21 protein-coding genes and 1 riboswitch are annotated in these 24647 nt (G+C 66.5%); of the genes, 11 read left to right on the top strand and 10 right to left on the bottom strand.

Annotated features, from left to right (window positions below; all coding sequences use genetic code 11):
* Positions 1–63: 63 nt before the first annotated feature.
* Positions 64–179, bottom strand: a riboswitch (SAM riboswitch).
* Between the two features lie 118 nt (positions 180–297).
* Both IP93_RS10140 and IP93_RS10135 read left to right on the top strand, forming a co-directional pair.
* Positions 298–1407, top strand: coding sequence for an NHL repeat-containing protein (locus tag IP93_RS10140; RefSeq protein ID WP_144815265.1), 1110 nt, complete (start codon positions 298–300; stop codon positions 1405–1407).
* 2 nt (positions 1408–1409) lie between these two features.
* A complete protein-coding gene (locus IP93_RS10135; protein ID WP_144815264.1) occupies positions 1410–2342 on the top strand; it encodes a peptidoglycan DD-metalloendopeptidase family protein in 933 nt (310 codons plus the stop codon).
* Between the two features lie 27 nt (positions 2343–2369).
* Here IP93_RS10135 and IP93_RS10130 read toward each other — a convergent pair whose 3' ends face one another.
* Positions 2370–3248 carry an HDOD domain-containing protein gene (locus IP93_RS10130; protein ID WP_242006837.1) on the bottom strand — a complete coding sequence of 293 codons (879 nt, stop codon included), beginning with the start codon at positions 3246–3248 and terminating at the stop codon, positions 2370–2372.
* 9 nt (positions 3249–3257) lie between these two features.
* On the opposite strand from IP93_RS10130, the gene IP93_RS15925 reads away from it, so the two are divergent.
* The 3 genes from IP93_RS15925 to trhA all read left to right on the top strand — a co-directional run bounded on the left by IP93_RS15925 (position 3258) and on the right by trhA (position 6148).
* On the top strand, positions 3258–3494 hold the full coding sequence (locus IP93_RS15925) for a hypothetical protein (protein WP_242006836.1): 237 nt from the start codon (positions 3258–3260) through the stop codon (positions 3492–3494).
* Positions 3495–3709: 215 nt separating this feature from the next.
* Complete coding sequence (locus tag IP93_RS10125) at positions 3710–5314, top strand: peptide chain release factor 3 (protein WP_144815259.1); 1605 nt, start codon at positions 3710–3712, stop codon at positions 5312–5314.
* A gap of 132 nt (positions 5315–5446) precedes the next feature.
* On the top strand, positions 5447–6148 hold the full coding sequence (gene trhA / locus IP93_RS10120) for a PAQR family membrane homeostasis protein TrhA (RefSeq protein ID WP_242006835.1): 702 nt from the start codon (positions 5447–5449) through the stop codon (positions 6146–6148).
* Positions 6149–6165: 17 nt separating this feature from the next.
* On the opposite strand, the gene IP93_RS10115 is transcribed toward trhA, so the two are convergent.
* The 3 genes from IP93_RS10115 to mtgA all read right to left on the bottom strand — a co-directional run bounded on the left by IP93_RS10115 (position 6166) and on the right by mtgA (position 8396).
* Positions 6166–6594, bottom strand: coding sequence for a CBS domain-containing protein (locus IP93_RS10115; RefSeq protein ID WP_144815257.1), 429 nt, complete (start codon positions 6592–6594; stop codon positions 6166–6168).
* Entirely contained in the window at positions 6554–7579 is a 1026-nt protein-coding gene (locus IP93_RS10110; RefSeq protein WP_144815255.1) for a glycosyltransferase family 2 protein, read from the bottom strand. The genes IP93_RS10115 and IP93_RS10110 overlap by 41 nt, the downstream gene beginning before the upstream one ends.
* 82 nt (positions 7580–7661) lie before the next feature.
* Positions 7662–8396 (bottom strand): monofunctional biosynthetic peptidoglycan transglycosylase, encoded by a 735-nt coding sequence (gene mtgA, locus IP93_RS10105; protein WP_242006834.1) that lies wholly within the window; start codon positions 8394–8396, stop codon positions 7662–7664.
* A 110-nt stretch (positions 8397–8506) separates the two neighbouring features.
* On the opposite strand from mtgA, the gene hslO reads away from it, so the two are divergent.
* The 4 genes from hslO to IP93_RS10085 all read left to right on the top strand — a co-directional run bounded on the left by hslO (position 8507) and on the right by IP93_RS10085 (position 14310).
* Positions 8507–9439, top strand: a complete 933-nt coding sequence (gene hslO, locus IP93_RS10100; RefSeq protein ID WP_242006833.1) for an Hsp33 family molecular chaperone HslO — start codon at positions 8507–8509, stop codon at positions 9437–9439.
* A 161-nt stretch (positions 9440–9600) separates the two neighbouring features.
* Entirely contained in the window at positions 9601–10440 is an 840-nt protein-coding gene (locus IP93_RS10095; RefSeq protein WP_144815545.1) for an XOO1806 family protein, read from the top strand.
* Between the two features lie 253 nt (positions 10441–10693).
* The gene (locus IP93_RS10090) at positions 10694–13570 is read left to right on the top strand and encodes a TonB-dependent receptor plug domain-containing protein (protein ID WP_144815246.1); all 2877 of its coding nucleotides are present in this window, start codon (positions 10694–10696) and stop codon (positions 13568–13570) included.
* Positions 13571–13650: 80 nt separating this feature from the next.
* Complete coding sequence (locus IP93_RS10085; protein WP_144815244.1) at positions 13651–14310, top strand: putative 2OG-Fe(II) oxygenase; 660 nt, start codon at positions 13651–13653, stop codon at positions 14308–14310.
* On the opposite strand, the gene IP93_RS10080 is transcribed toward IP93_RS10085, so the two are convergent.
* The 5 genes from IP93_RS10080 to IP93_RS10060 are packed head-to-tail and all read right to left on the bottom strand — an operon-like array spanning position 14279 to position 19917.
* A complete protein-coding gene (locus IP93_RS10080) occupies positions 14279–15856 on the bottom strand; it encodes a tetratricopeptide repeat-containing sulfotransferase family protein (RefSeq protein WP_144815241.1) in 1578 nt (525 codons plus the stop codon). The two genes, IP93_RS10085 and IP93_RS10080, sit on opposite strands and share 32 nt — an antisense overlap.
* Positions 15853–16887, bottom strand: coding sequence for a hypothetical protein (locus tag IP93_RS10075; RefSeq protein WP_144815239.1), 1035 nt, complete (start codon positions 16885–16887; stop codon positions 15853–15855). Before IP93_RS10075 ends, IP93_RS10080 begins: the two co-directional genes overlap by 4 nt.
* A complete protein-coding gene (locus IP93_RS10070; protein WP_144815237.1) occupies positions 16884–17471 on the bottom strand; it encodes a 2OG-Fe(II) oxygenase in 588 nt (195 codons plus the stop codon). The genes IP93_RS10075 and IP93_RS10070 overlap by 4 nt, the downstream gene beginning before the upstream one ends.
* Positions 17472–17474: 3 nt before the next feature.
* Positions 17475–19283, bottom strand: a complete 1809-nt coding sequence (locus IP93_RS10065) for a phosphoenolpyruvate carboxykinase (GTP) (RefSeq protein ID WP_144815234.1) — start codon at positions 19281–19283, stop codon at positions 17475–17477.
* 43 nt (positions 19284–19326) lie between these two features.
* Positions 19327–19917 (bottom strand): TetR/AcrR family transcriptional regulator, encoded by a 591-nt coding sequence (locus IP93_RS10060; RefSeq protein ID WP_144815233.1) that lies wholly within the window; start codon positions 19915–19917, stop codon positions 19327–19329.
* Between the two features lie 247 nt (positions 19918–20164).
* Between IP93_RS10060 and IP93_RS10055 the strand changes: the two genes are divergently transcribed.
* Positions 20165–22633: an acyl-CoA dehydrogenase gene (locus IP93_RS10055; RefSeq protein WP_144815230.1), complete on the top strand. Its 2469-nt coding sequence runs from the start codon at positions 20165–20167 to the stop codon at positions 22631–22633.
* 82 nt (positions 22634–22715) lie between these two features.
* Positions 22716–23204 (top strand): hotdog fold domain-containing protein, encoded by a 489-nt coding sequence (locus IP93_RS10050; RefSeq protein WP_144815228.1) that lies wholly within the window; start codon positions 22716–22718, stop codon positions 23202–23204.
* A gap of 5 nt (positions 23205–23209) precedes the next feature.
* Here IP93_RS10050 and IP93_RS10045 read toward each other — a convergent pair whose 3' ends face one another.
* Positions 23210–24547 (bottom strand): NTP/NDP exchange transporter, encoded by a 1338-nt coding sequence (locus IP93_RS10045; RefSeq protein ID WP_242006832.1) that lies wholly within the window; start codon positions 24545–24547, stop codon positions 23210–23212.
* Positions 24548–24647 lie beyond the last annotated feature (100 nt).

The raw sequence follows: 24647 nt of genomic DNA, 5'->3' as shown, positions 1-24647 counted from the left end.
GAATCAGGGCCATCGAGCTGACAGTGCTGCCGGCCATCCGCGGGAATCCACGGGGACTGGACGCAACCATCTTCCGGCGACGCAGGGTCACCGCAGGAATTGGCACCTTCGCACTGCTCGCACAGTGCTGGGTTGCCCCGGCTTCTAAGGGCCTGTCCCTCAGCCGGTCTCGATGGATGGCGCCATTCTGGTTCCCGGCCAGATGCTTGTCAATCGCTTTATCCGCATAGAGCGATTTTTCATAAGGATGCGCGAGGGGCACCCCGAACCAGCCCGTCCACGCTTACACTCCGGCGCATGCATCGACGTACATTCCTGACCGCCCTGCTGGCGGCCACACTCACTGCCTGTTCAACCACGCCGGTCCGCACTTCGTCCGCCACCAGCGACACGGCGCGGCACGTAGCCACGCCCGAGGCGAAAGTGATTCCCGAATCCTTCGTTTCCGCGGAAATCCGTGGCGAGGAGCTCGATTCGCTGGCGACCTGGCCGGCCGAGGATGGCCACACCTGGCTCATCGCCACCGCCAAGACCTCGCACCGCCTGCTGGTGTTCGACGCCGACAGTGGCGCGCTGCTGCGCACCTTTGGTTTCCTGGGAAAGGGTACCGGGGAGTTCCGTCGACCCAATGGCGTCGCCGTGCATGGCGACCTGCTGTTCGTGGTGGAACGCGACAACCGTCGCGTGCAGACGTTCCGCCTGCCGGGCTTCACGCCCGCCGGCACGTTCGGCACCGGCCAACTGCGAAGCCCGTATGGGCTGTGGGTGCAGGAAATCGCCCCGGGTGAGCTGGAAGTCTTCGTCACCGACAGTTTCATGTACGGCGAGCGCTATGACGTGGTGCCGCCCTTCGAGGAGCTGGACCAGCGCGTCCGTCGCTTCCGCGTCACCGTGCCAGAGGACCGGCCGGTCCAGGCCCGCTATGCCGGTTCCTTCGGCGACACACACCCGGACACGGCACTGCGCATGGTCGAATCCATCGCCGGCGATCCCGCCAACGGCCGCCTGCTGATCGCCGACGAGGATCGCCGCCACCATTCCACGCTGCGCGAGTACACGCTGGAGGGCCGCTACACGGGCCGGCAGTTGCCCGAGTCAAGCTTTGGCGCCGAAGCCGAGGGCATCGCGCTGTGGCAGTGCCAGGGCGACGCGGGCTACTGGATCGTCGTCGACCAGTTGGCGCCGCGCGCGGTGTTCCACGTGTTTGACCGCAACACGCTCAGGCCCGTGGGCAGCTTCCGCGGCGAAGTGACCGCCTACACCGACGGCATCGCGCTCCACGCCGCGACCACCGCCGCATTCCCTACGGGTGCATTGTTCGCCGTACACGACGACAAGGCCGTCGCCGCGTTTGACCTGCAGGAGGTCGCACGGGTGTTCGACCTGCCTGCAGGCTGCACACGCTGACCATGGGCGGCCTGCGCAGCCTGCTGCTCTTTGCATCGGGCCTGGCACTCGCCAGCGGCACCTGCCCGGTGCACGCCGCCAAGGTCTACAAGTGGACCGACCGCAATGGCGTCACCCATTACGGCGACCATGTGCCGCAGAACGCCGCGGCAACGCAGTCATCGCGGATCAGCGTGATCCCGGTGCGGGCCGAGCCGTCGGCCATCGCGCGCCTGCGCGTGGAGCGTGCGGGCGAGCGCTACCTGGCATGGGCAGACAACACCCTGAGCGGCCCGATCGAAGTGGCACTGGACTTCAACCGGGCCGACAACGTCGCCGGCAGCCCCCACCTGCCCATGCGCAAGGTGATCCCGCCGCGCGGCACGTTACTGGTCAGCACCCTCAGCGTGAGCGACCCGTCCCGCGGTGGCGACTTCGAACTGGCCATGGAGAGCGTGCCGGGGGATCCCGCCGCGCGACCGCGAAACGTGGACTACCTGCTGCCCCTGCGCCAGAGCCAGTTCCGCATCGACCAGGGCTTTGGCGGCAGCTTCAGCCACTCCGACCCGCAGAACCGCTACGCCGTGGATTTCGCCGCGCCTGTGGGCACCCCGGTGCTGGCCGCGCGTGCGGGCCTGGTCATGCAGGTGGAGTCGGATTTCGAGAGGGCAGGCCTGAACCAGGAAAAATATGGCGGCCGAGCCAACTTCGTCCGCATACTGCACGAGGACGGCAGCATGGGCCTGTATGCCCACCTCAAGAGCGAGGGCGTGCAGGCAAGGGTCGGCCAACGCGTGGTCGCCGGCCAGCAGATCGGGCTGTCGGGCAACACCGGTTTCACCACTGGACCGCACCTGCACTTCGTCATCCAGGTCAATCGTGGGATGCGCCTGGAATCGATTCCTTTCAGGATGACCGGGCCGCAAGGGCCTTTGCGCATTGCCGGCAACCGGTGACGCGCCTCGCGGCGACGACCGAACGCATCACCCAACCGCCTGCTGCGCCGGAGGCTCGACCAGGTCACGCCACTGCGGCAATCGTTCGAGCATGCCCACCGATCGCAGGTATTGCTCGTCGACTTCAGTCTCCGCCACCAGCGCCGCGGCGACATGTACCGCGCCCGCCACCCAGAAGCCCGTTGCACGCAGCTTGGCCGGTCGGTGGTGGTAAGCCACCGCCTCCACGATCGGCATCGGCAGGCCCCACAGGCCCAGCAGGTATGCACCTGCCTCGGCATAATGCGGTCCGGCCTCGCCGCCTGCCGCCGACGAGATCCCCGGAAGCAGGCGCCCCACCTCGGCCAGCAGGCCTGCGGTCGCGGCCAGTTCCGCGCTGGGGCCAGGCAACAGGCGCCTTGCCACGTTGGATGTGCGCAACGCCCGGTCCTGCATCGCCTCTCGCGTTGCACTGTTGCCGAACTGCGGCACGCCGAACGCTTCGCTGGCCAGAACCAGGCGCAACAGCGTCTGGTGTCCCAGGCGCACAACCGCCGAGCGCATGTCGCTGATCTCGCGCCCGCCTGAGAAATATGCCGAATTGCACAGCCGCAACACCTTCGCGGCGACCGCCGGGTCCTGCGAAAGTACCTGGGCGATCGCGTTGTTGCTGGCATCCGGATCGCGCAGCATGCGCGTCAGTTCCAGATAGAGCTTCGGCGGTGGAGGCAACGAACTGACCCGCCCCACCGCTTGCATCAACGCTTCGTTGCCCAGCAGTTCGCGAAGCTCGTCCACGCTTTCCACTGCAGCGACCAGCTCGCCGGGATCGAGCGGGCGACCCAGCACGCGATGCGCCACGTCCATTTCCTCCACGACCTGCAGTCCCGTTCCCCCCGGCACCGCATCGAGCAACAGGATCCGCACCGCCTTGGGATGCTGGGCAGCAACCTGATGGAGCAACTGGAGCCCGTCAACACCGCCTGGATTCAGACCGCACACAAAGGCATCAACCTGCTGGCCGGCGGGTTCCACCGGGGAGCCCGCCGGTTGCCACTCAACCTGCCACTCCAGGCCGAAGTCACCCAGGACTTCATTGAACTCCTGCGCTCGCCCCGCATCCTCACCGACAATCACAATGCGCACTTCGGTCCCTCTCTTCTGCAGGCATGATGCGTACGATAACGGTAACGGCGAAGCCGCATCCGACTTGAACGCCCGAACCGGCTGGATGCCGGAACTGGGCTGGCGCCCACAGTTCCGCGCTCGCACCCTTGACGGGCCAGCTCCACATCCGCCCGGGGCCAATCCCGCCTGCCCGGTTATACTTTGGCGCTTTCAGCCCATTCTGCTTGCGCCCCCCATTCGGCGGCGCGCCCATGCCCGCCATGTCCGAAGTTTCCCTCGAAGCCCTGCGTCGCCGCACCTTCGCGATCATCTCGCACCCCGACGCCGGCAAGACCACCCTGACCGAAAAGCTGCTGCTGTTCGGCGGCGCGATCCAGATGGCCGGCTCGGTCAAGGGCCGCAAGGCCGCGCGCCACGCCACCTCGGACTGGATGGCGCTGGAGAAGGAGCGCGGCATCTCGGTGACCTCGTCGGTCATGCAGTTCCCCTACGAGGGCCGCATCGTCAACCTGCTCGACACCCCCGGCCACGCCGACTTCGGCGAGGACACCTACCGCGTGCTCACCGCGGTTGACAGCGCGCTGATGGTCATCGACGTGGCCAAGGGCGTCGAGGAGCGCACCATCAAGCTGATGGAGGTGTGCCGCCTGCGCGACACGCCGATCATGACCTTCATCAACAAGCTCGACCGCGAGGGCAAGGACCCGATCGAGCTGCTGGATGAAGTCGAGAGCGTGCTGAAGATCCAGTGCGCGCCCATCACCTGGCCAATCGGCATGGGCCAGCGCCTGAAGGGCGTGGTGCACCTGGTCACCGGCGAAGTGCACCTGTACGAACAGGGCCGCAACTTCACCCGCCAGGACTCCACCATCTTCCCGTCCATCGACGACCCGCGCGTGGAGGCGGCGATCGGCGCGCCGGCCATGGCTGAGCTGCGCGAGCAGCTCGAACTGGTCGAAGGCGCCAGCCACCCCTTCGACATGGACGCCTACCTGCGCGGCGAACAGACCCCGGTGTTCTTCGGCTCGGCGGTGAACAACTTCGGCGTGCAACTGCTGCTGGACTTCTTCGTCGAGCACGCGCCGGCGCCCAAGCCGCGCGCCACCACCACCCGCGAAGTGCAGCCGACCGAGGACAAGCTCACCGGTTTCGTCTTCAAGATCCAGGCCAACATGGACCCGCAGCATCGCGACCGCGTGGCGTTCATACGCATCTGCTCGGGCAAGTTCACCGCCGGCATGAAGGCCTTCCACCCGCGCAGCGGCAAGGAAGTGAAGCTGGCCAATGCCCTGACCTTCATGGCCAGCGACCGCGAGATCGCCGAGAGCGCGTTCCCGGGTGACGTGATCGGCATCCACAACCACGGCACCATCTCCATCGGCGACACCTTCACCGAGGGTGAGAACATCGCCTTTACCGGCATCCCCAACTTCGCCCCCGAACTGTTCCGCCGCGCCCGCCTGCGCGACCCGCTCAAGCTCAAGCAGCTGCAGAAGGGCCTGGCCCAGCTCAGCGAGGAAGGCGCAACCCAGTTCTTCAAGCCGATCATGAGCAACGACCTCATTCTCGGCGCCGTGGGCGTGCTGCAGTTCGACGTGGTCGCCTACCGGCTGAAGGACGAGTACGGCGTGGATGCCAGCTTCGAGCAGGTGCAGGTGGCCACCGCGCGCTGGATCCGCTGCGACGACGCCAAGAAGCTGGAGGAGTTCCGCGACAAGAACGCCCTCAACCTCGCGCTCGATGCCGCTGGGCAACTGGTGTACCTCGCGCCGACACGGGTGAACCTGCAACTGGCGCAGGAACGTGCACCCGCGGTGACGTTCATGGCCACGCGCGAGCACGCGCACGCGGTTGGCATCGACTGATATCGAGTTGGAAACGGGCGCCCGGTCCACGCGGCGGGCGCCTTCGGCGGTATGCTGCGCGGAACCCCACGATGGCGCCCAAGGCGTCGCGATTGGAGCCACTGCTCCTGCGCTTTCCGGAACGCTGCTCCCATGATGCCCAGCCACATCCATTCAGCCTCGCCGCCACAGGCGTCGGCCAGTGATGAACTGCTGGCCCGCCAGCGCCACCTGCGCGAGGAACTGGCCAACGCCTGGACCCACGGCGTGGGCGCCGCGGCGTCACTGGCGGCCGGCGGCATCCTGATCACCTTGGCCGCGATGCGCGGCGACGGCTGGCAACTGGCCAGCGCGATCGTATTCGGCGTGGCGCTCCTGCTGCTGTACACCGCCTCCACCCTTTATCACGCCATCCAGCACCCGGTGGCGAAGGGGCGGCTGAAGGTCTTCGACCACTGCGCCATCTACCTGCTGATCGCCGGCACCTACACCCCGTTCACCCTCATTGGTTTGCGCGGCCCGTGGGGATGGGCACTGTTCAGCACGATCTGGGCCCTGGCGATCGGGGGCGTGGTGTTCAAGCTGTTCTTCACCGGCCGGTTCAAGCTGCTTTCGACCGCGCTCTACGTCGCGATGGGCTGGCTCGTGATCGTGGCGATCAAGCCTCTGCTGCAGGCCCTGGACGACTGGACGTTCGGCTGGCTGATCGCCGGCGGCGTCGCCTATACCCTGGGTACGGTGTTCTACCACCGGCCCAACGTGCGCTTCTCGCACGCGATCTGGCACCTGTTCGTCATCGCCGGCAGCGTCTGCCATTTCATCGCGGTGACGGCGCAGGTGCTGCCGCACGGCTAAATGCGTGGGGACACGCGTCAGGACGTGATGTACCGCTGCAGCTGGTCCAGCTCGACCTGCTGGTCCTCGATCACGGCCTTCACCAGATCTCCGATTGACACCAGCCCCACGAGGTCCTGTCCGCGCATCACCGGCAAGTGGCGGATGCGACGGTCCGTCACGATCGCCATGCAGTAGTCGACCGTGTCCTCTGGACGGACAGTGACCAGTTGCGAGGTCATGATCGCCGATACCGGCGTGTCGGCGGACGCGCGCCCCTGCAACACGACCTTTCGCGCGTAGTCGCGCTCGGACACGATCCCCACCAGCCGCGCCCCCTCCATGACCAGCAGCGCGCCGATGCTGCGCTCGGCCATCAGCCGCACCGCGTCAATGACCGGTGCGTGGGGCGCAATGGAATAGATGTCAGCCGATTTCGCTTCCAGCAGGTGCCGAACGGTACGCATGACCGACTCCTCCGACGGGGCTTGGCTCCGAGGATACTCCTGTCTCCGGTCGCCAGCTGTCCACCAGGTACAGCGGCCGCTGCTTGGACTCGTCGTAAAGGCGCCCGAGGTACTCGCCGATCACGCCCAGCGCGATCAGTTGCACCCCGCCCAGGAACAGGATGACCGCCATCATGCTGGGCCAACCGGTGACCGGATCACCCCATAGCAACGCCTTCGCCACCACCCAGAGGCCATAACAGAAGGCCACCAGCGCAGTGAGCAGACCCAGGTAGGTCGCCAACCGCAGCGGCGCGGTGGTGAAGCTCGTGATCCCCTCCAGCGCCAGGTTCCACAGCCGCCAGAAATTGAACTTGCTTTGCCCCGCATTGCGCGCCTCCCGGTGGTACGGCAGCGCGAAACGGTTGTAACCCACCCACCCGAACAGGCCTTTCATGAAACGGTTGCGCTCGCGCAACTGCTGCAATGCGGCCAGTGCGCGCGGCGACAACAGGCGGAAGTCGCCCGTGTCGGCCGGGATCGGCGTCCTCGAAAGCCGGCCGATTACCCGATAGAAAAGGTGCGCGGTGGCGCGCTTGAGCCAGCCCTCGCCGTCCCGCTCCAGGCGCGTGCCATGCACGTCGTCGTACCCCTCGCGCCACTTGGCCACGAACTCGGGAATCAGCTCCGGCGGGTCCTGCCCGTCGGCGTCCAGGATCAGTGCCGCCCCCCGCTCCACCCGGTCCAGGCCTGCGGTGAGCGCCAGTTCCTTGCCGAAGTTGCGTGACAGCCGCAGCAGCGCCACCCGACCGTCGGCAGCTGCAAGCTGCTGCATCACCGCCCACGTACCGTCACGGCTGCCATCGTCGACGTACAGCACGCGGCAGGCGAGGTTGGCATCCGCCTCCAGCGCATCCATCACCGCCAGCAGGCGTGGGTGCAGCAATGGCAGGCTCTCGGCCTCGTTGTAGGCCGCGACGACGATGGTCAGATGATCCCGGGTCATGCGGGGATGTTACCCGCGCCTCCCGGCAAACGCCCATTGCGAAAACCGCGACCCGCGTCGGGACGCGACGACCACCCCGGCTTCAATCCAATTCACGCAGGTACGCGGCACCACCGATGTAGCGCATCTGCCGCTGGATCGCCCGGCTCCGCCGCTGCACGTAGGGTCCCGGCCGGGCAATGCTGTAGCGGCGCGGACTCGGCAACACCGCCGCCATGCGCGCTGCTTCTGCCGGCGCCAACCGCGATGCGTTCTTGTTGAAGAAGGTGCGCGCCGCTGCCTGGGCGCCATACACGCCATCGCCCAGTTCGACGATGTTGACGTACACCTCCAGGATGCGGTGCTTGGGCCACAGGGCCTCGATCAACAAGGTGTACCAGGCCTCCACGCCCTTGCGCACCCAGCGGGAAGGCCGGCTGCTGCCCTGCCACAGGAACAGGTTCTTGGCTGCCTGCTGGGTGATGGTGCTGCCACCGCGCACCCTGCGCCCACGCGCATTGCTCTTGTGCGCTTTTTCGATGGCTTTGAGGTCGAAGCCGAAGTGCTCAGCGAACCGCTGATCCTCCGCCGCCACCATGGCCAGGGGCACATGTGCGGAGATGTCCTCCAGGTCTCGCCAGTCGTACGCGACGCGGAACCGCCAGTCGCCCTCGCCCCAAGCCTCCAGTTGCCTGGCCACCATGAACGCACTGAAGGGCGGGTCCACGAACCGCAGCACCACTACCTGCAACACGGTTGCCAGCACGAACAACAGCGGCAACGCGACCAGCCAGCGCCGCCACCGCAACCGCCTCGGTCGCGTCGACGTTCCTTTCACCGCACCCCCCACATCTTGCACAACCAAGGCATCGCCCCCATGTCCGCGCCATCTGTCCCGCGCGCCAATCCGCATTATCCGCGATGCGCGCCCCCAGCATGAGCGCCCCCATGACCGACCCCGCTTCCTCCCCCGACGACCGCGACCAGCTCACCCGCTTCCTGATCGAGGATGCCGGGGTCCGCGGCGTGCTCGTGCACCTGGACGAAACCTGGCAGCAGATCCGCCAGCGCGCCACCGGCAGCCCGCAGGAAGGGGTGATACCGCCCGCCTCGGCAGTGGCGCTGCTGGGCGAAGCATCCGCGGCCGCCGCACTGTTCACCGGCCATGCCAAAGTCGAAGGCCGCCTCTCCGTGCAGTTGCGCAGCCAGACCGTGCTACGCACGCTGTTCGCCGAATGCACGGCGGCGGGCACCCTGCGCGGCATTGCCCAACTAAGTGGCGACGGCCCGGTCTCGCGCGACCTGCGCGCGTTGGGTGACGACGCGATCCTGGCCATCACGATCGAGAACCCCGCGTTTGGCAACCGCGAGCCAATTCGCTACCAGGGCCTGGTGGCGCTGGACACCGACTCGCTGGCCGGTGCGTTCGAAGGTTACTTCCGCCAGTCCGAACAGCTGCCCACGCGCCTGCTGTTGGCCGTCGACGACCAGCGCGCGGCGGGGCTGATGCTGCAAAAGCTGCCCGGGGACGAGGGAGACGCCGAGGGCTGGAACCACGTGGGCGCCCTGTTCGACACCCTGGGGCCGGACGAACTGCTGGCGTGCGACACGTCGACGCTGCTCACCCGCCTCTTCCACCAGGAGGACGTCCGCCTGCTGGGCTCGCGACCTTTGCGGTTCGCCTGCTCCTGCTCCCGCGAACGGGTGGAGTCGATGCTGGTCTCGCTGGGCGCCGACGAGGCCCGCGCGGCCGCGGCCGATGGTGAGGCCAAGGTACGTTGCGAGTTCTGCGGGGAAGAGTATCGTCTCAGCTCCCACGAGATCGAGAACCTGCTGGACGCGGCCCAAGGCACCCATGAGGCGCCCGAACGCCCCCAGTAGTGTGCCGCAGCGGCAGCAAGTGCCCATTCTGTGACGGCGTGATTGTTAAGGAAGTATAAATTCGTTAAAGTCTGGCTCCAGACTTAGGGGAACTTCGTCGATCCGCACCGGTCGATACGTACACCATGTATCCGCGCCTGCTGCCACTGTCGCTGACCCTGATGCTCGCCTTGGGCGTGGCCACGGGCGCGCACGCGCAGTCCAAGGCCCGCACCCCGGCCCAGGGTGAAAAGGCCGCGGTCCTCCCCGTATTGAACAATGCTAGCGGCAAGGTCGAGGCTTACCTGCTGCTGGAGCCTACGACGACTCCCGTCGCCGGTGCCCGGTGGCGCGTTGGCCAATCCTCGCTGGACGCCGCATTTGGCCTGGAGACCGGCGATACGCTCGGGCTGGTCTGCGACCGCAAGACCGGCCTATCCAACGCCATCGGCAACCTGGCCAACCATTGCATGCTGGCGTCCCTCGACCAGGACCGCAGCGGGCGTGGCAGCCGCCAAGGCACCGTGGGAGCCACCCTGACCCGCGCGGCGGGCCGCATTGGCGTGGCGCTGGGCACCGGGCGCGACTCGCTCCCGGCGTGGCTGACGCCCAATGCCCGGTCCAGCAAACTCGAGCAGAACACCCTGACGGTCTACGGCCAGAAGCACATCGGGTCGGAAGCCACGGTCTCCATTGGCGGCACGTGGGCACGCGCCACGCTCATTCCGGTCGGCCAGGCCAGCACGGAACTGGCCGACCAGTGGACCACCCGGTCGTTGACGATCGGCGCGGGCAAGGGCGCCTTCAGCGCCAACATCATCGGCCGCGTGGTTGAAACCCCAAGCCAGCCCGGCCATTGGGAAGGGCTCGGCGTGGGCCTGACCTGGCGCACCCCATGGAGCGGCCAGCTGACCGTCGGTGCCGAGAACGTGGTGACCCGCGGCCGGAATCCGTTTGCCCCCCGCAACCAGGGCGACAATGAAGGTACCGTGCCGTATGTGCGGTACGAGCAGGACCTCTGACGAGATTTTCACGCTGGCGGCACCGCGATAAATTGCCAGACGGGCATGGTGAGGGTGCGCACACACCCTTAAGCCATTGAATTTCAAAGCAAACAAGGCCGCCCGTGAGGGCGGCCTTCGCATTTGTTAACGACACTTTAATTTTCGCTCCAAGGGGGCTACTATCCGGACGGCCTTGCCGGATTTGGTGTCTTTCTTGACTCCACTGGTGAGGTTCCCATGGGAATTACCAAGCCTTCACTTGGAGAGAGAGATGACCTTTAAGACCAACAAGCTGCGCGACGCGATTTCCTTCGCGCTCGTCGTCGGCACTGCGGGCACCGGCGTTGCGTTTGCGCAGGAAGCCCAGCAGGAAGAGACCACCACCCTGGATCGCATCGAAGTGACCGGCTCGCGCATCAAGCGCGCCGAAGTCGAAACCTCGCAGCCGATCTTCACCCTCGACCGCGCCGACATCCAGGCCCAGGGCCTGACCTCGGTCGGTGACGTGATCCAGAACATCACGTCCAACGGCTCGACCCTCAACACCACCTACAACAACGGCGGCAACGGCGAAACCCGCGTCAGCCTGCGCAACCTCGGCTCGAACCGCACCCTGGTGCTGGTCAACGGCCGTCGTTGGGTCGGCGGCACCGGTCTCGGTGGCGCGGTCGACCTGAACACCATCCCGACCGCCATGGTCGAGCGCATCGAAGTCCTGAAGGACGGCGCCTCGGTCATCTACGGATCGGACGCCATCGCCGGCGTGGTCAACGTGATCCTGCGCGACAAGTACCAGGGCGCGGAAGCCAATGCGCACTTCGGTCAGTTCGACAAGGGTGACGGCACCCGCCAGTCGTACGACATCACCATCGGCACCGCCGACGACCGCTTCAGCGCCATGTTCGGCGCCGGTTACGTCAAGGAAGAGCCGGTCATGGCCGGCGACCGCGAGATTTCCTCGGTTCCCGTGTATGGCACCGGCACCTCGTTCGGCAGCTCCACCTCGCCGGACGGCCGCTTCGCGGTCTGTAACGGCACGGTGAACCCGGTCTCGGGCGCGTGCTCGGGCACCCAGACCCGTCCGGACGGCTCGGCCGGTCAGTTCACGTACAACTCGGGCTCCACGCCCAATGCGTGGCGTCCGTTCCTGATCCCGGCGGACATCTACAACTTCGCCCCGGACAACTATCTGGTCACCCCGCAGGAGCGCATCTCGATCTTCGGTCGCGCTTCGCTCAACCTGACCGACGACGTCAGCGCCTTCGTCCAGGCGACCTACAACAACCGCAAGTCGGAGCAGCTGCTCGCCGCAATGCCGATCGTGCTGGGCACCGGCCCGGGCGCTGGCGTCCAGGCCCGCACCGTGCACATCAGCGCGGACAGCATCTACAACCCGTTCGGCCGTCCGGTGTCGCGCATCCAGCGCCGCGCCGTGGAGACCGGTGGTCGCTCCTTCAACCAGAACATCGACACCTACGCGTTCACCGGTGGCCTGGAAGGCAGCTTCGAGTTCGCCGACCGCTTCTTCTCGTGGGATGCGGGCATGGTGTACGGCCGCAATGACCAGTCCGACACCACGTTCGGCCTGTTCAACGTTGCCGCGCTGAAGGCCGCTCTCGGCCCGTCCGAGATCCGCAACGGCGTGCCGGTGTGCGTCACCTCGCTGGGTGGCAGCATCATCCCGGGCTGCGTCCCGATGAACCTGCTGGGCGGCGTCGGCTCGATCACGCCGGAAATGCTGGCCTACACCTCGTTCGAAGCGCACGACAACTTCGGCTACGAGATGAAGCAGTACTTCGCCAACGTGAGCGGCGAGATCTTCGAACTGCCGGGCGGCATGTTCTCGTTCGCGGCTGGTGTCGAGCGCCGCGAGGAGTCGGGCTTTGACGCTCCGGACGCCCTGATCTCGGCCGGCCAGACCACGGGCAACGCCCGTACCCCGACGGCTGGCGGTTACAGCGTCGAGGAAGCCTACCTCGAGTTCGCGATCCCGCTGCTGCGTGACGTCGTGCTGGCCAAGGAGCTGGAGTTCAGCATCGCCGGCCGTTACTCGGACTACAGCAACTTCGGCGACACCACCAATGCCAAGTTCGGCTTCAAGTGGCGTCCGATCGAAGACCTGATGATCCGCGGTAACTGGTCGGAAGGCTTCCGCGCCCCGTCCATCGCCGAGCTGTACCAGGGCGTGTCCGACTCGTTCCCGCAGATTGCCGACCCGTGCTCGACCACCTTCGGTGGCGGCTACAACGGCCTGACCGCGGAACAGAAGGCCCGCTGCCACGCGCAGGGTGTGCCGGTCGGTGGCTATGACCAGGGCAACTCGCAGATCCGCATCAGCACCGGCGGTAACCCGAACCTGCAGCCGGAGAAGTCCGAGACCCGCACCCTGGGTCTGGTGTGGAACCCGGGCTTCATCGAAGGCTTCGACATGTCGCTGGACTGGTGGAAGATCGAGCTGACCGACGCCATCTCCGGCTTCGGTGGCCAGACGATCCTCAACCGCTGCATCCGTGACGGTGAGACCGCGTTCTGCGGCAACTACACCCGCGGCGCCGGTGGCAACATCGACTTCCTGCTGTCCTCGGGCGTGAACTTCGCCACCACCGAGGTGGAAGGCTACGACATGACGGTCAACTACCGTCTGCCGGAAACCTCCTTCGGCAAGTTCAGCTTCACCTGGGACAGCACCTACATGTCCCACTTCGAGAACAACAGCGACGGCAACAACCTGGTCGGCGAGTACTACGACCGTGACAACTACTGGCGCATCCGCAGCAACCTGATGGCCCGTTGGGAAATGGGCGACTTCGGTGCCACCTGGGCTTCGCGTTTCTACTCGAACCAGACCGAAGACTGCCAGTTCATGGTTGACTACGGCTTCGGCGACCTGTGCTCGGATCCGGACCGCTACGTCGAGGACGAAGATGGCAACCCGGTGAACGCCGCCGAGAACCGCATCGGCAGCGTCACGTACCACGACATCACCGGTTACTGGAAGGCGCCGTGGAACGCCCGCATCACCCTGGGCGTGAACAACGCGTTCGACAAGCAGCCGCCGGTGTCGTTCTCGACGTTCGCCAACAGCTTCGACCCGCAGTATGAAATCCCGGGTCGTTACATCTACCTGCAGTACAACCAGAAGTTCTAATCTGGCTGAACGAGGTATTCTGCTACGGCCCCGAAAGGGGCCGTAGTTTTTTCCGGACCCCCGCCACGTCAGTCACCACCATGACCGTCGAGATCTACCCTGCCTTTTCCGTCCCCTTCGGCCAACGGCGACATCCGAACGCCGAAGCGCTCAATGGGGAACTCAAGCAGCTCCTGCTGGCCCGGGAAGCGGAGGGCACGCGCTATGCCAATCCCCATCCGTCCCTGAAACAGCAACGCGGCGTGTTCGAGAGCGACTTCGAGCTGTTCTCCTGGCCGGAGGCGTGCGTGCAGGAACTGAAGCGCTTCTGCTGGGAGTCCCTGGGCCAGGCCATTGCCGAGCTCAACGGTTACGGCGCGCGTGAAATGGCAGCGCTGCAGATCTACTCACACACCTGGTATCACGTCACCCGCAAGGGCGGGTTCACGATCCTGCACACCCATCCCATGGCGTCGTGGTCGGGGGTGTACTGCGTGGATCCCGGCACGACGCCAGAGGACTATCCCGAATCGGGCGTGCTGCGCTTCCACAACCCGCATCATTACAGCAACTATTTCATGGATGCCGGCAACGCCAAGCTGCGTGCACCGTACCACCACGGCACCTGGAGCATCCGCCTTCAGCCGGGGCAGCTGGTGCTGTTCCCCTCCTGGGTGCAGCACGAGGTGCTGCCCTTCCATGGGGACGACGAGCGCATCACCGTCGCATTCAATTGCTGGTTTGGCAGCAAGGATCCCTGAGGCCTTCGATCATGGGGCCCAGCCAGGCTTCGTAGGGCCTCCAGGCCTCGCGTCGCTGCGTACTGATCCCACCACGAACCTGTGCAACGCTGGCGGTCGCCACGTCGCCGCCTTCACGCTGCACCTCGACCATGGCCGGACGGTAGTCCAGCCCACAGAAATCCGCGATCCGACGGGCCTGCACTTCGGGCTCAAGCACCAGTTTCCGGTAGTCCACGTCCAGCATCCGCCCGGGTAGGACGTCGCGCCAGTGATCCATCAGGCGACGGTAGCCCTTGTAGTACCCCACCAGTTCATCCTGGCGGTAGGAATACGCGGCGGCATCCGAGAACAGGGTGCGCAGATTCGAGAAGCACGTATCCATCGGGTCGCGCTGCATGTGCAGGAACCGGGCCGACGGCACCGCCTTGGCGATGAACCCCATCAGCAGGAAGTTGGCCGGCAATTTCTCGGTGAACCATCCCTTGCCCCGCGACAGCCATCGCGACGCGTCGGCGTATCCGCGCCCGACGGCGGCGTAATCGCACTCCCGGGCCCGGCGCAGCAGCTCGCCGTCCAGCGGACCGCTCGTGGCATGGTCAGTGGCCCGACGCATCTGCTCTGCGAAGGCGTAGGTCTCACCCGCGTCCGCAACCTCGTCATGGCCGGCCAGGATACGCTCGAGCAGCGTCGTGCCCGAACGGTACATGCCTACGATGAAGATGGGCGTCGCGCCCTGCGAGGCCTGCCCGCCCGAAGTACAGAAGGTGCGATCGCAGAGCTCGGCCAGCCCAGCGAGAAGACGCTCGCTCTCGCCGGCATCAAACTTCACCAGGCTGCGTTTGATCGCATTGCCCTTTTCCAGGGCTATCCATGCCTCGGCGTAGTCGCCCAGGTCATGCAACTCCTTGTGGAGGGCGTACTGGAGGTAGACCTCGCCCATCCCGCCGGGCGTCGCGGACCGCAGCTGTCGTCGAAGCAGGTCGACATGGTTGGAGGTCGCGGTCTGGGTGCGCAGACCCGCGCGCATCCACGAGCACTGGAACAGGCGCGGGTCCAGTGTCAGGCCGCGCGCATAGTCCTCGTCCGCCAATTCGAACTCACCGGCAAAGGCCCGCAGGTTGCCACGGACGTAATGGGAGGCCGCGTGCCCGGGAGCCTTCTGGATCGCCTTTTCCACAAGCGCCCTGGCCTGGGAATTCGCACCGATGGAGCTGAGCATGACCGCGGCCTCGGCCATCGCCTGGGCCGGCGCATCCGCCGCGAACCGTGGGTGAGCGAGGCATTCGCAAAGCGCTTCGTATTCGTTGAAGTGCCGAAGCCGGCGGGCCAACCCGAACAGGAGCGGAGCGGCCTGTGGGGAGGCATGGAATGCGGCCATCGTGGCCGCAAGCGCTTCCCGGTGGCTGCCAAGTCGCCCTGCAACTTGCGACATTCCCAGCAGCGAGGGCACATGTCTCGGCGCCTCGGCCAGCGCTGCGGCATAGGCACGCCGGGCCATCGCGAGGTTGCCCGACGCCACCGCGCGCTCACCCTCCTGCCAGTGCCGGTCGGCCTGTCCGCTCACAACGCGAACTCGGCCGATGCGAGGTCGACGGCGCCGGGGCGCACATGCGGCAGGATCTGGGCTTCCACCCACTGCATAGCGGCGGCCAGTTCGCCGGCATACGCGTGCCTGAGCATCTGTGACTCCTTTTCCCGGTCCCGCGCGTTGAACGCTCGCCCCGGCGCCTTGGCATGCTGGCCGGCGATCTGGATGGCGCGAGACCGCACGGTTCCGGCGTCATGCCCGATTCGCGTCCACGCAAGGAATGCTTGCGCCACTTCCGGCAACGATTCGAGCAGCCGATGCATGTCCACGATGCGAAGCCGATCTGGATGGGCCAACGCAATATCCAGCAGCACTTCGCGCTGCAGCGCCCACTGCAGCCCGACCGCGGCCAGCAGCGACGGCGGAGCAAGCGCCGCTTCGGGATAGTTCGGCGCGGTACTGGCCACGCCCAGCAGCCGTTTGCACAGCTCCGGCACCATGAACAGCGTTTCGCGGGGCTTCTTGAAATGGGAGACCAGGAAATCCTCGAGCGAGGACGTAACCGCGACGGCCCGCGCGCCCGGAACCGCGGTCATCAGGTCTGCCGCGATGTTCAGCGCACCATGCGTGGGCTTGACCACGATCCCGCCACCCGGCATCCACGGGCGCGCGAGCAGCTCCGTGCACGTCTTGACCCATGAGCCCAGCGTCAGCCCCTCTTGGCGGGCATCGGCCAAGCGTCGCAACACCAGCGGCTCACGGTAGACCATGGTGCGCGGGTGATCGTGCAGTGCGCGGGACAGCAGCGTCGAGCCACAGAACGACGTATGGAAGAGCCAGGCAGGCGGCGGCACTTCGTCCAAGTGGCTTGGGACGTCTGCCGCACCAAACGGCAGGGATTGCCTCAGGTCTGCCGCGATACGCGTGTCCATGAAGGTGGAGCGCTCCACCACGTCCGGCTCGATCCGCAGCATCGCGATCCGCCCACCGCGAACGTCCAGGTCAGCGGCGAACCATGCCGGGTTCGACCAGTCGACCGCGGCCCGCACTGCGCCCACCGCCGTCATCGGGTGATCCGCTCGAACTTGATCGCAAAGGTGTAGCGCGGCTTGTAGCAGATCCGGCTGGGAGGACGCCCCGCATGGAGGATCGCCCCATCGAACACCACCAGGCGCCCCGGACGTGGCCGCGCCGCCGCTACCAGTTCGCCGTGCTGGTCATAGAAGACCGTCTCGCCGCCCCACTCGATGTCCCACTCATCGCAGATGTACCAGAGGGCCGTCAGGTCGCCCATGCCCGGCAGGCAGTCAGTGTGGGTGAACAGCATGTCACCGTAACTGGCGACATTGGTGTAGGCCCGGTAAGGCCGGAAGGTTTCCCCGGTCTGGGCGAAAGATTGCGTGGCCCGCATGCTGAGCTCGAAGATCGGCTGGCGCACCAGGGCCTCCAACCTCACTTCGTTGACCCAGTGCTTGTATCCCACCGTGTCCGGGCGGGCCACCTCGGTCCGGGTGAAGCCCGCCTTGGAAAGCGCTTCAAAATGCGCGCCCGCGCTTTCCAGGTAGCCGTCGAACACCTTCAGGCGCAGGCCGTCGATCAGCACCTCGCGCGAGGGCACCAGCGGCGGCGAAGCGGCGTCCGAGCCTTGCATGCGTCAGTCGGCCAACAGTCCTGCGATGCGCTGCTGCTCATCCTTCAGCGCCTGCGGCATGCGCGGGCCGTACTCGTCCAGGTATTCGCCGATGCTGGCGAATTCAGCCTCCCACGCGGCGCGGTCGAAGCCGAACAGCTTGGCCTTGGCCTCCTCGTCCAGCGTGATGCCGTCCAGATTGAGCGCGCCTTCCGCAGGCAGCGCGCCGATCGGCGTCTCGACCGCGTCGGCCTCGCCCTTCACGCGCTGGATCATCCACTCCAGTACGCGCAGGTTGTCGCCAAAGCCCGGCCACAGGAATTTGCCGTTGTCGCCCTTGCGGAACCAGTTGACGTGGAAGACCTTCGGCAGCTGGGCGCCTTCCTTGTCGAACGACAGCCAATGGCTGAAATAGTCGGCGAAGTTGTAGCCGCAGAACGGCTTCATCGCCATCGGGTCGCGGCGCATCACGCCAACCGCACCGGTGGCGGCGGCGGTCGTTTCGGAGCCCATCGCGGCACCGACGAGAACGCCGTGGGTCCAGTCACGGGCCTCGAACACCAGCGGCACCAGCGATGCGCGGCGCCCGCCGAACACGATCGCCGAGATCGGCACACCCTGCGGGTCCTCGGCCATCGGGGAGTACGACGGGCACTGCTTGGCACTCACGGTGAAACGCGAGTTGGGGTGCGCCGCGGGACCCTTGGCCGGGTCGTACGGGTTGCCGCGCCAGTCGATCACCGGCGTCTGGCCATTCTCAAGACCTTCCCACCACGGCTGGTTGTCGGCGGTGACGCCCACGTTGGTGAAGATGGTGCTGCTCTGGATCGACGCCAGCGCGTTGGCGTTGGAGTTACGCGACGTGCCCGGGGCCACGCCGAAGAAGCCGGCCTCCGGGTTGATCGCGTACAGGCGGCCGTCGGCGCCCGGGCGCATCCAGCAGATGTCGTCGCCGATGGTCCACACCTTCCAGCCGGCGTTGCGGTAGCCCTCCGGCGGGATCAGCATGGCCAGGTTGGTCTTGCCGCAGGCCGACGGGAAGGCCGCGGCAACGTAGTGGGTTTCGCCCTGCGGGTTCTCGATGCCGAGGATCAGCATGTGTTCGGCCAGCCAGCCTTCCGACTTGGCCTGGTGCGACGCGATGCGCAGTGCGTGGCACTTCTTGCCCAGCAGCGCATTGCCGCCGTAGCCCGAGCCGTACGACTTGATCGTCAGTTCCTCGGGGAAATGCATGATGAAGCGGCGGTTCGGGTCCAGCTCGCCGATGGAGTGCAGGCCCTTCACGAACGTGCCCTCGCGCTCGATGCGCGCCAGCGCCGGGGCGCCCATGCGGGTCATGATGCGCATGTTGGCGACCACGTACGGGCTGTCGGTGATCTCGACGCCGCAACGCGACAGCGGCGAATCGATCGGGCCCATGCAGTACGGGATCACGTACATGGTGCGGCCCTGCATGCAGCCATCGAACAGCGCGTCCATCTCGGCATGGCCCTCTTCCGGCGCCATCCAGTTGTTGTTCGGGCCCGCGTCCTCGTGGTGCGTGGTGCAGACAAAGGTCAGGTGCTCCACGCGGGCGACGTCATCCGGGTGCGAGCGGTGCAGGTAGCTGCCCGGATGGGTCTCTTCGTTGAGTTTGTGCAGGGTGCCATCGGCCAGCATCCGGGCGGTGAGCGCCTCGTTCTCGGCATCGCTGCCATCGCACCAGTGGATCGCGGCCGGACGGGTCAGCGCCGCGACCTGGGCCACCCAGTCGTTCAACGCCGGCAGGCGGCTGCCGCCGGCCCCTCCTTCGACGGTTGCGGAGAAGGAAAGGTCTTGGGTGGATGCGTTCACGGATACTCCTCCGGCCCTTGCGGGCGGAACTAACAGGAAAAATTCAGGCGGCGGGGATGAGCGTGGCCATCATGTGCTCGACATAGGCCTCGAACTCATCGTGTTGCATGCGGGTCTGGTGCAGCTGCAGGTTGAGCTGCAGGAACCCGACGTAGGCCGAATAGGCCAGGCGCGCGCGGTGCTGGGCGTCCGTTCGGGCCAATCCGGCCTGGCGGAACGCGGCGGTCAGGTAGTCCAGGCGGCGCTCGGACACCCGGCCGATGACCGGCTGGACGGCAGGGTTGTCCGCCGCCTTGAGCAGTTCGGAATAGATGACGTGCGACTTGAACTCGTGCGCGACCATTTCGAACAGGGCACGCAGGCGCTGGCGCGGGTCCGGCACCGCTTCCAGCTGGCCCCAGACGGTCTCCAGTTCCAGCTTTTCCCAACGCTCCAGCGCGGCGACCAGCAACGCATCCCTCGACGGGAAGTGCCAGTAGAAGCTGCCCTTGGTGACGCCAAGGCGACGGGCCAGCGGTTCCACCGCCACGGCTGCGACACCCTGCTCGGCAATCATGTCCAGCGCGGCCTGGGCCCAGTCGTCGGCGCTCAGGCGCCCGCTGCGCTCGGGCTTGCTCAATTCAGCATCGTTCATCTGACAATTCTAAACGGTCGGCTTGGGCCAAAGCAGTATTGCAGTGCACCATCGGACCAGTTGACAGGGGTAAATCGGCGATTCCATACTCGGTCGTATGGTACTTGTTTGATGCCAGCGTTTGAATGAGTGAGGGCGGCCTGCGGTTGCACCCCTCTCCTTTCGGACCCACATTGGACCTGTGCCGCCGGACCTTCACATCGACCCTGTCTGAAGCAGCGGGCCAGCCGCCCGCCGGAGCACCACGATGAGCATCGCCGTACCTTTCCTCGCCTTCCTGCTGGTTGGCGCGATCGCGGCCTACCACCGCCTTCGCCTGGCTGTCTGGGCGGCACTGACCGCCGCGGTCCTCGTGGCCTGCTGGTTGCTGGGTGCCAACGGCACCGCCACCGTGGTCGCGGGTGCCCTCGTCGCGCTGATCGCGGTGCCACTGCTGCTGCCGCAGATCCGCCTGCCCTTCATCACCAAGCCGCTGCTGGGCTTCTACACCAAGATCCTGCCGCCGCTTTCGGAAACCGAGCGCGTGGCGCTGGAAGCCGGCACGGTGGGCTGGGAAGGCCAGCTGTTCTCCGGCAAACCGGACTGGGACGTGCTCGCCAACCAGCCCAAGCCGACACTGCGCCCGGACGAACAGGCCTTCCTCGATGGCCCGGTGGAAGAGCTGTGCCGGATGACCAATGACTGGCAGATCACCCACGTCGACGCCGACCTGTCGCCGGCGATGTGGGACTACATGAAGAAGAACAAGTTCTTCGGCATGATCGTGCCCAAGGAGTACGGCGGGCTGGGCTTCACCGCGCTGGGCAACCACAAGGTGATCCAGAAGCTGGCCTCGATCTCGTCGGTGGTCAGTTCCACGGTGGGCGTGCCCAACTCGCTGGGCCCGGCCGAGCTGCTGATGCACTACGGCACCAAGGAGCAGAAGGACTACTACCTGCCACGCCTGGCCGATGGCCGCGAGGTGCCGTGCTTCGCGCTGACCGGCCCGTGGGCCGGCTCGGATGCGACCTCGATCCCGGACTACGGCATCGTCTGCATGGGCGACTGGAACGGCGCGCGCGTGGTCGGCGTGAAGCTGACCTTCGACAAGCGCTATATCACCCTGGCCCCGGTCGCTTCGCTGATAGGCATGGCCTTCCGCATGTACGACCCGGACGGGCTGGTTGGCGACAAACAGGACATCGGCATCTCGTTGGCCCTGCTGCCGCGCGACACCGCCGGTGTCGAGGTCGGTCGCCGCGCAATGCCGCTCAACAGCCCGTTCCAGAACGGCCCGGTGCGCGGCAAGGACGTGTTCATCCCGCTGAGCCAGCTGATTGGCGGCGAGGCGATGGCCGGCAAGGGCTGGCAGATGCTGGTGGAGTGCCTGTCGATCGGCCGCTCGATCACCCTGCCCTCCACCGCCAGTGGCGGCTCGAAGATCGGCGCGATCGCGACCGGCGCCTACGCGCGCATCCGCAAGCAGTTCGGCCTGTCGATCGGCCGTTTCGAAGGCGTGGAGGAAGCGCTGGCGCGCATCGGCGGCAACGCCTACACGGTCAGTGCGCTGGCCGAAGCCTCGGCGGCGGCGGTGACGCGCGGCGAGCTGCCGGCGGTGCCGTCGACCATTTCCAAATACCACTGCACCGAGATGGGCCGCGAGCTCGCCAAGGACGTCATGGACGTCATCGGCGGCAAGGGCATCATCCTGGGGCCACGCAACTTCGCGGGCCGTGCGTGGCAGGCATCGCCGATCGCGATCACCGTGGAAGGCGCGAACATCATGACGCGCTCGCTGATGATCTTCGGCCAGGGCGCGATCCTGTGCCATCCGTGGGTGCTGAAGGAGATGAAGGCGGCGACCAACCCGGATGCGTCGGCGCGCCTGCGCGATTTCGATTCGGCGCTGTTTGGCCATATTGGTTTCGCCATCTCCAACGCGGTGCGTTCGCTGTGGTTCGGCCTGAGCGACGCCAAGGTCGGTGCGGCGCCGGGCGATGCCTACACCCGTCGCTACTACCGCAAGCTCAACCGCTACTCGGCGGCGCTGGCGTTGATGGCCGACACCTCGATGCTGCTGCTGGGCGGCAAGCTCAAGTTCAAGGAGTCGCTGTCGGGCCGCCTGGGCGACGTGCTCAGCAACCTGTACATCGCCAGCGCGCTGCTCAAGCGCTACGAGGACGAAGGCCGTCCGGCCTCCGACCAGCCGCTGCTGGCGTGGTCGATCCACAATGCGGTGTTCAAGATCGAGAACGCGTTCTCCGGCGCGTTGCGCAACTTCCCGATCCGCCCGGTCGGCTGGCTGCTGTGGGCGCTGGTGTTCCCGCTCGGCCGCCGTGCGCAGTACCCGAGCGACCGCCTTTGCCACAAGGTGGCCTCGTTGCTGATGTCGCCCAACGAGGCGCGGGACCGTCTGGCGGTGGGCGTGTTCACCACGCCGTGCGAGAACAACCCGGCCGGCCGCATCAACAGCTACCTGCCCAAGGCCATCCTGGCCGAGCCGGTGGAGCGCAAGTTCATCAAGGCACTGAAGAACAGCGACATCGAGGCCCACGACTTCGCCACGCAGCTGGACGAAGGCGTGCGCGAAGGCTGGATCACCGCCGAGGAACGCAAGCTGCTGGAGGAACTGCGCGAGCTGACCATCGACACGATCAGCGTCGATGACTTCGATGCGGAGGAATTGCGGTCGGCGGGTTACCGGCCACAGCACGAGCCGGGACGCGCGGCGGCGTAAACGGTCGCGCCACTTGCACAACGGCGGGCTCTGACCCGCCGTTGTTGCGTCAGATCGCTGCTAATCAGAAAAGGCCCTGGACATGCCGCCAGTACTCGCCCTGTTCCGCCGCATCACCCGTTGGCCGGGGGGCCACTGGCTGTTCTCCCGCGCGGTCTGCCTCAAGGCACCGTATTTCGCCACCATCGCGCCTCGTTTCGTGACGCTGGAGCCCGGGCGCTGCGAGGTGCGCATGCGCGACCGCCGGCGCGTGCACAACCACCTGGGAACCGTGCACGCGATCGCGCTGTGCAACCTGGCGGAGCTGTCGGCAGGCGTGATGACCGACGCCTCGCTGCCGACCGGCATGCGCTGGATTCCCAAGGGCATGAGCGTGGAATACCTGAAAAAAGCCAAGGGCACGATGCATGCAGTGGCCATACCCGACCGACCGCTGGTCGACGCGGACACCGGCTACGACGCGCCGGTGACGGTGGCGATCCGGGATGAGGCGGGCGACACGGTGTTCCGCGCGCGCATCGCCATGTGGGTGTCACCCCGTCCGCCGCGTACCGAAGCGCGGGCTGGCTGATTCCCTCAGGTGGCCGTAGGCGCGCCCACCACGGCCGGGGGCTGCTCCCGGACCACCCGCCATGCGCTGAACAGGAACAGGCCCGCCACGCCGACGCCGGCGGCGAACACGGTCGCCGAGCCGAATGCCGCCAACCCCTTGTGCAGCCACACGAAACTGAGGTCTCCACCGCGATACACCACCGTGTCGATCACCGCCTTGGCCTTGTAGCGCGACTCCCGGTCCACCCGGGTGTAGATGGTTTCCCGCGCCGGCTTGCCAAGTGAGAACTCACTGGACCGCGTCAGCACCTGCACCGCAGCCACCAGCATGGGCAACGGCGATGCCGCCAACAAGGCGAATCCGAACATGATGGCGATGCCCGGCAACAACAGCGCCGGCGCGATGCCGTACCGACGCAGCAGCCAGCGGGTAACCAGCAGCTGCGTGATGATGGTCAGCGTATTGATGGCCAGGTCGATGTTGGCGTAATAGGCCGTACGGGCCTCGTCGGCGATGAAATTCGCCTTCGCGATGGCCGCCTGCTCGTTGTACAGCAGCGTGCCCACGCCCACGCCGAAGAACATCAGCATCGCCAGGGCGCGCAGCAGCGGATCGGACAGGACCAGCCGGATGCCCGCCATTACCGAGCCGCCCATCGCGGCCTCGCCGCTCGCCTCGCCGCGCGCCTGTTCGCTGCGCAGGGCCCAGGGTCGCAACTTCATGATGCACAGCAGGCAGGCCGCCAGGAAACCGGCGGAAATCAGCAGCAGGTTGTCCACGCCGACGCGCTCGGCCAGCACGCGCGTCAGCACCGGGCCAACCAGCGCACCGATGGTGCCGCCCGCGCCGATGTAGCCGTAGTAGAGCTTGGCCTGCGCGTTGTCGAACACGTCGGCCATGAAGCTCCAGAACACGCTCACCGCGAACAGGTTGAACACCGCGGTCCAGACGAAGAAGGCGGCGCCGCGGCCGCTCCATTCCCGGTCGAACATCCAATGGAAGCCGAGCAGGCAGGCGATGAACACCAGGTACACCGCCGGCAGGAACACACGCCGGGGAAAACGCGAGACCAGCGCGCCATACAGCGGCTGCAGCACCACCATCGCCACGAAGGTGATGGAGAACAGCACCTGCAGGGTCAGGCCGGCCAGGTCCCAGCCAGCGCCCGCGGCCCAGGACACGAACCACTGCGGAAACACGTCGGCGACGTTTCCCGAGGCTCCCATCGCGTCGCGCACGGGCCTCAGCACGTAATACCCGCACAGCAGGCAGAAGAAATAGAGCAGCGACCACCACAGCGGCGGCGATTCGGCCAGTGCGGCACGGAACCGACCGGGAGCCGAAGGTTGGGCAGGACGCACGGGGGGGATGACCTTGGAGTGGCTGGCGCCACGGTAGCGGATCAGGGCAGCATGAGGAACCCCTGCCGCGCCGAGCATTTGCTCTACCCCCGGCACCTAG

The sequence above is a fragment of the Aerolutibacter ruishenii genome, assembly GCF_007830115.1.
GTDB lineage: Bacteria > Pseudomonadota > Gammaproteobacteria > Xanthomonadales > Xanthomonadaceae > Aerolutibacter > Aerolutibacter ruishenii.
This window is presented reverse-complemented; position numbering and strand designations above follow the sequence as displayed.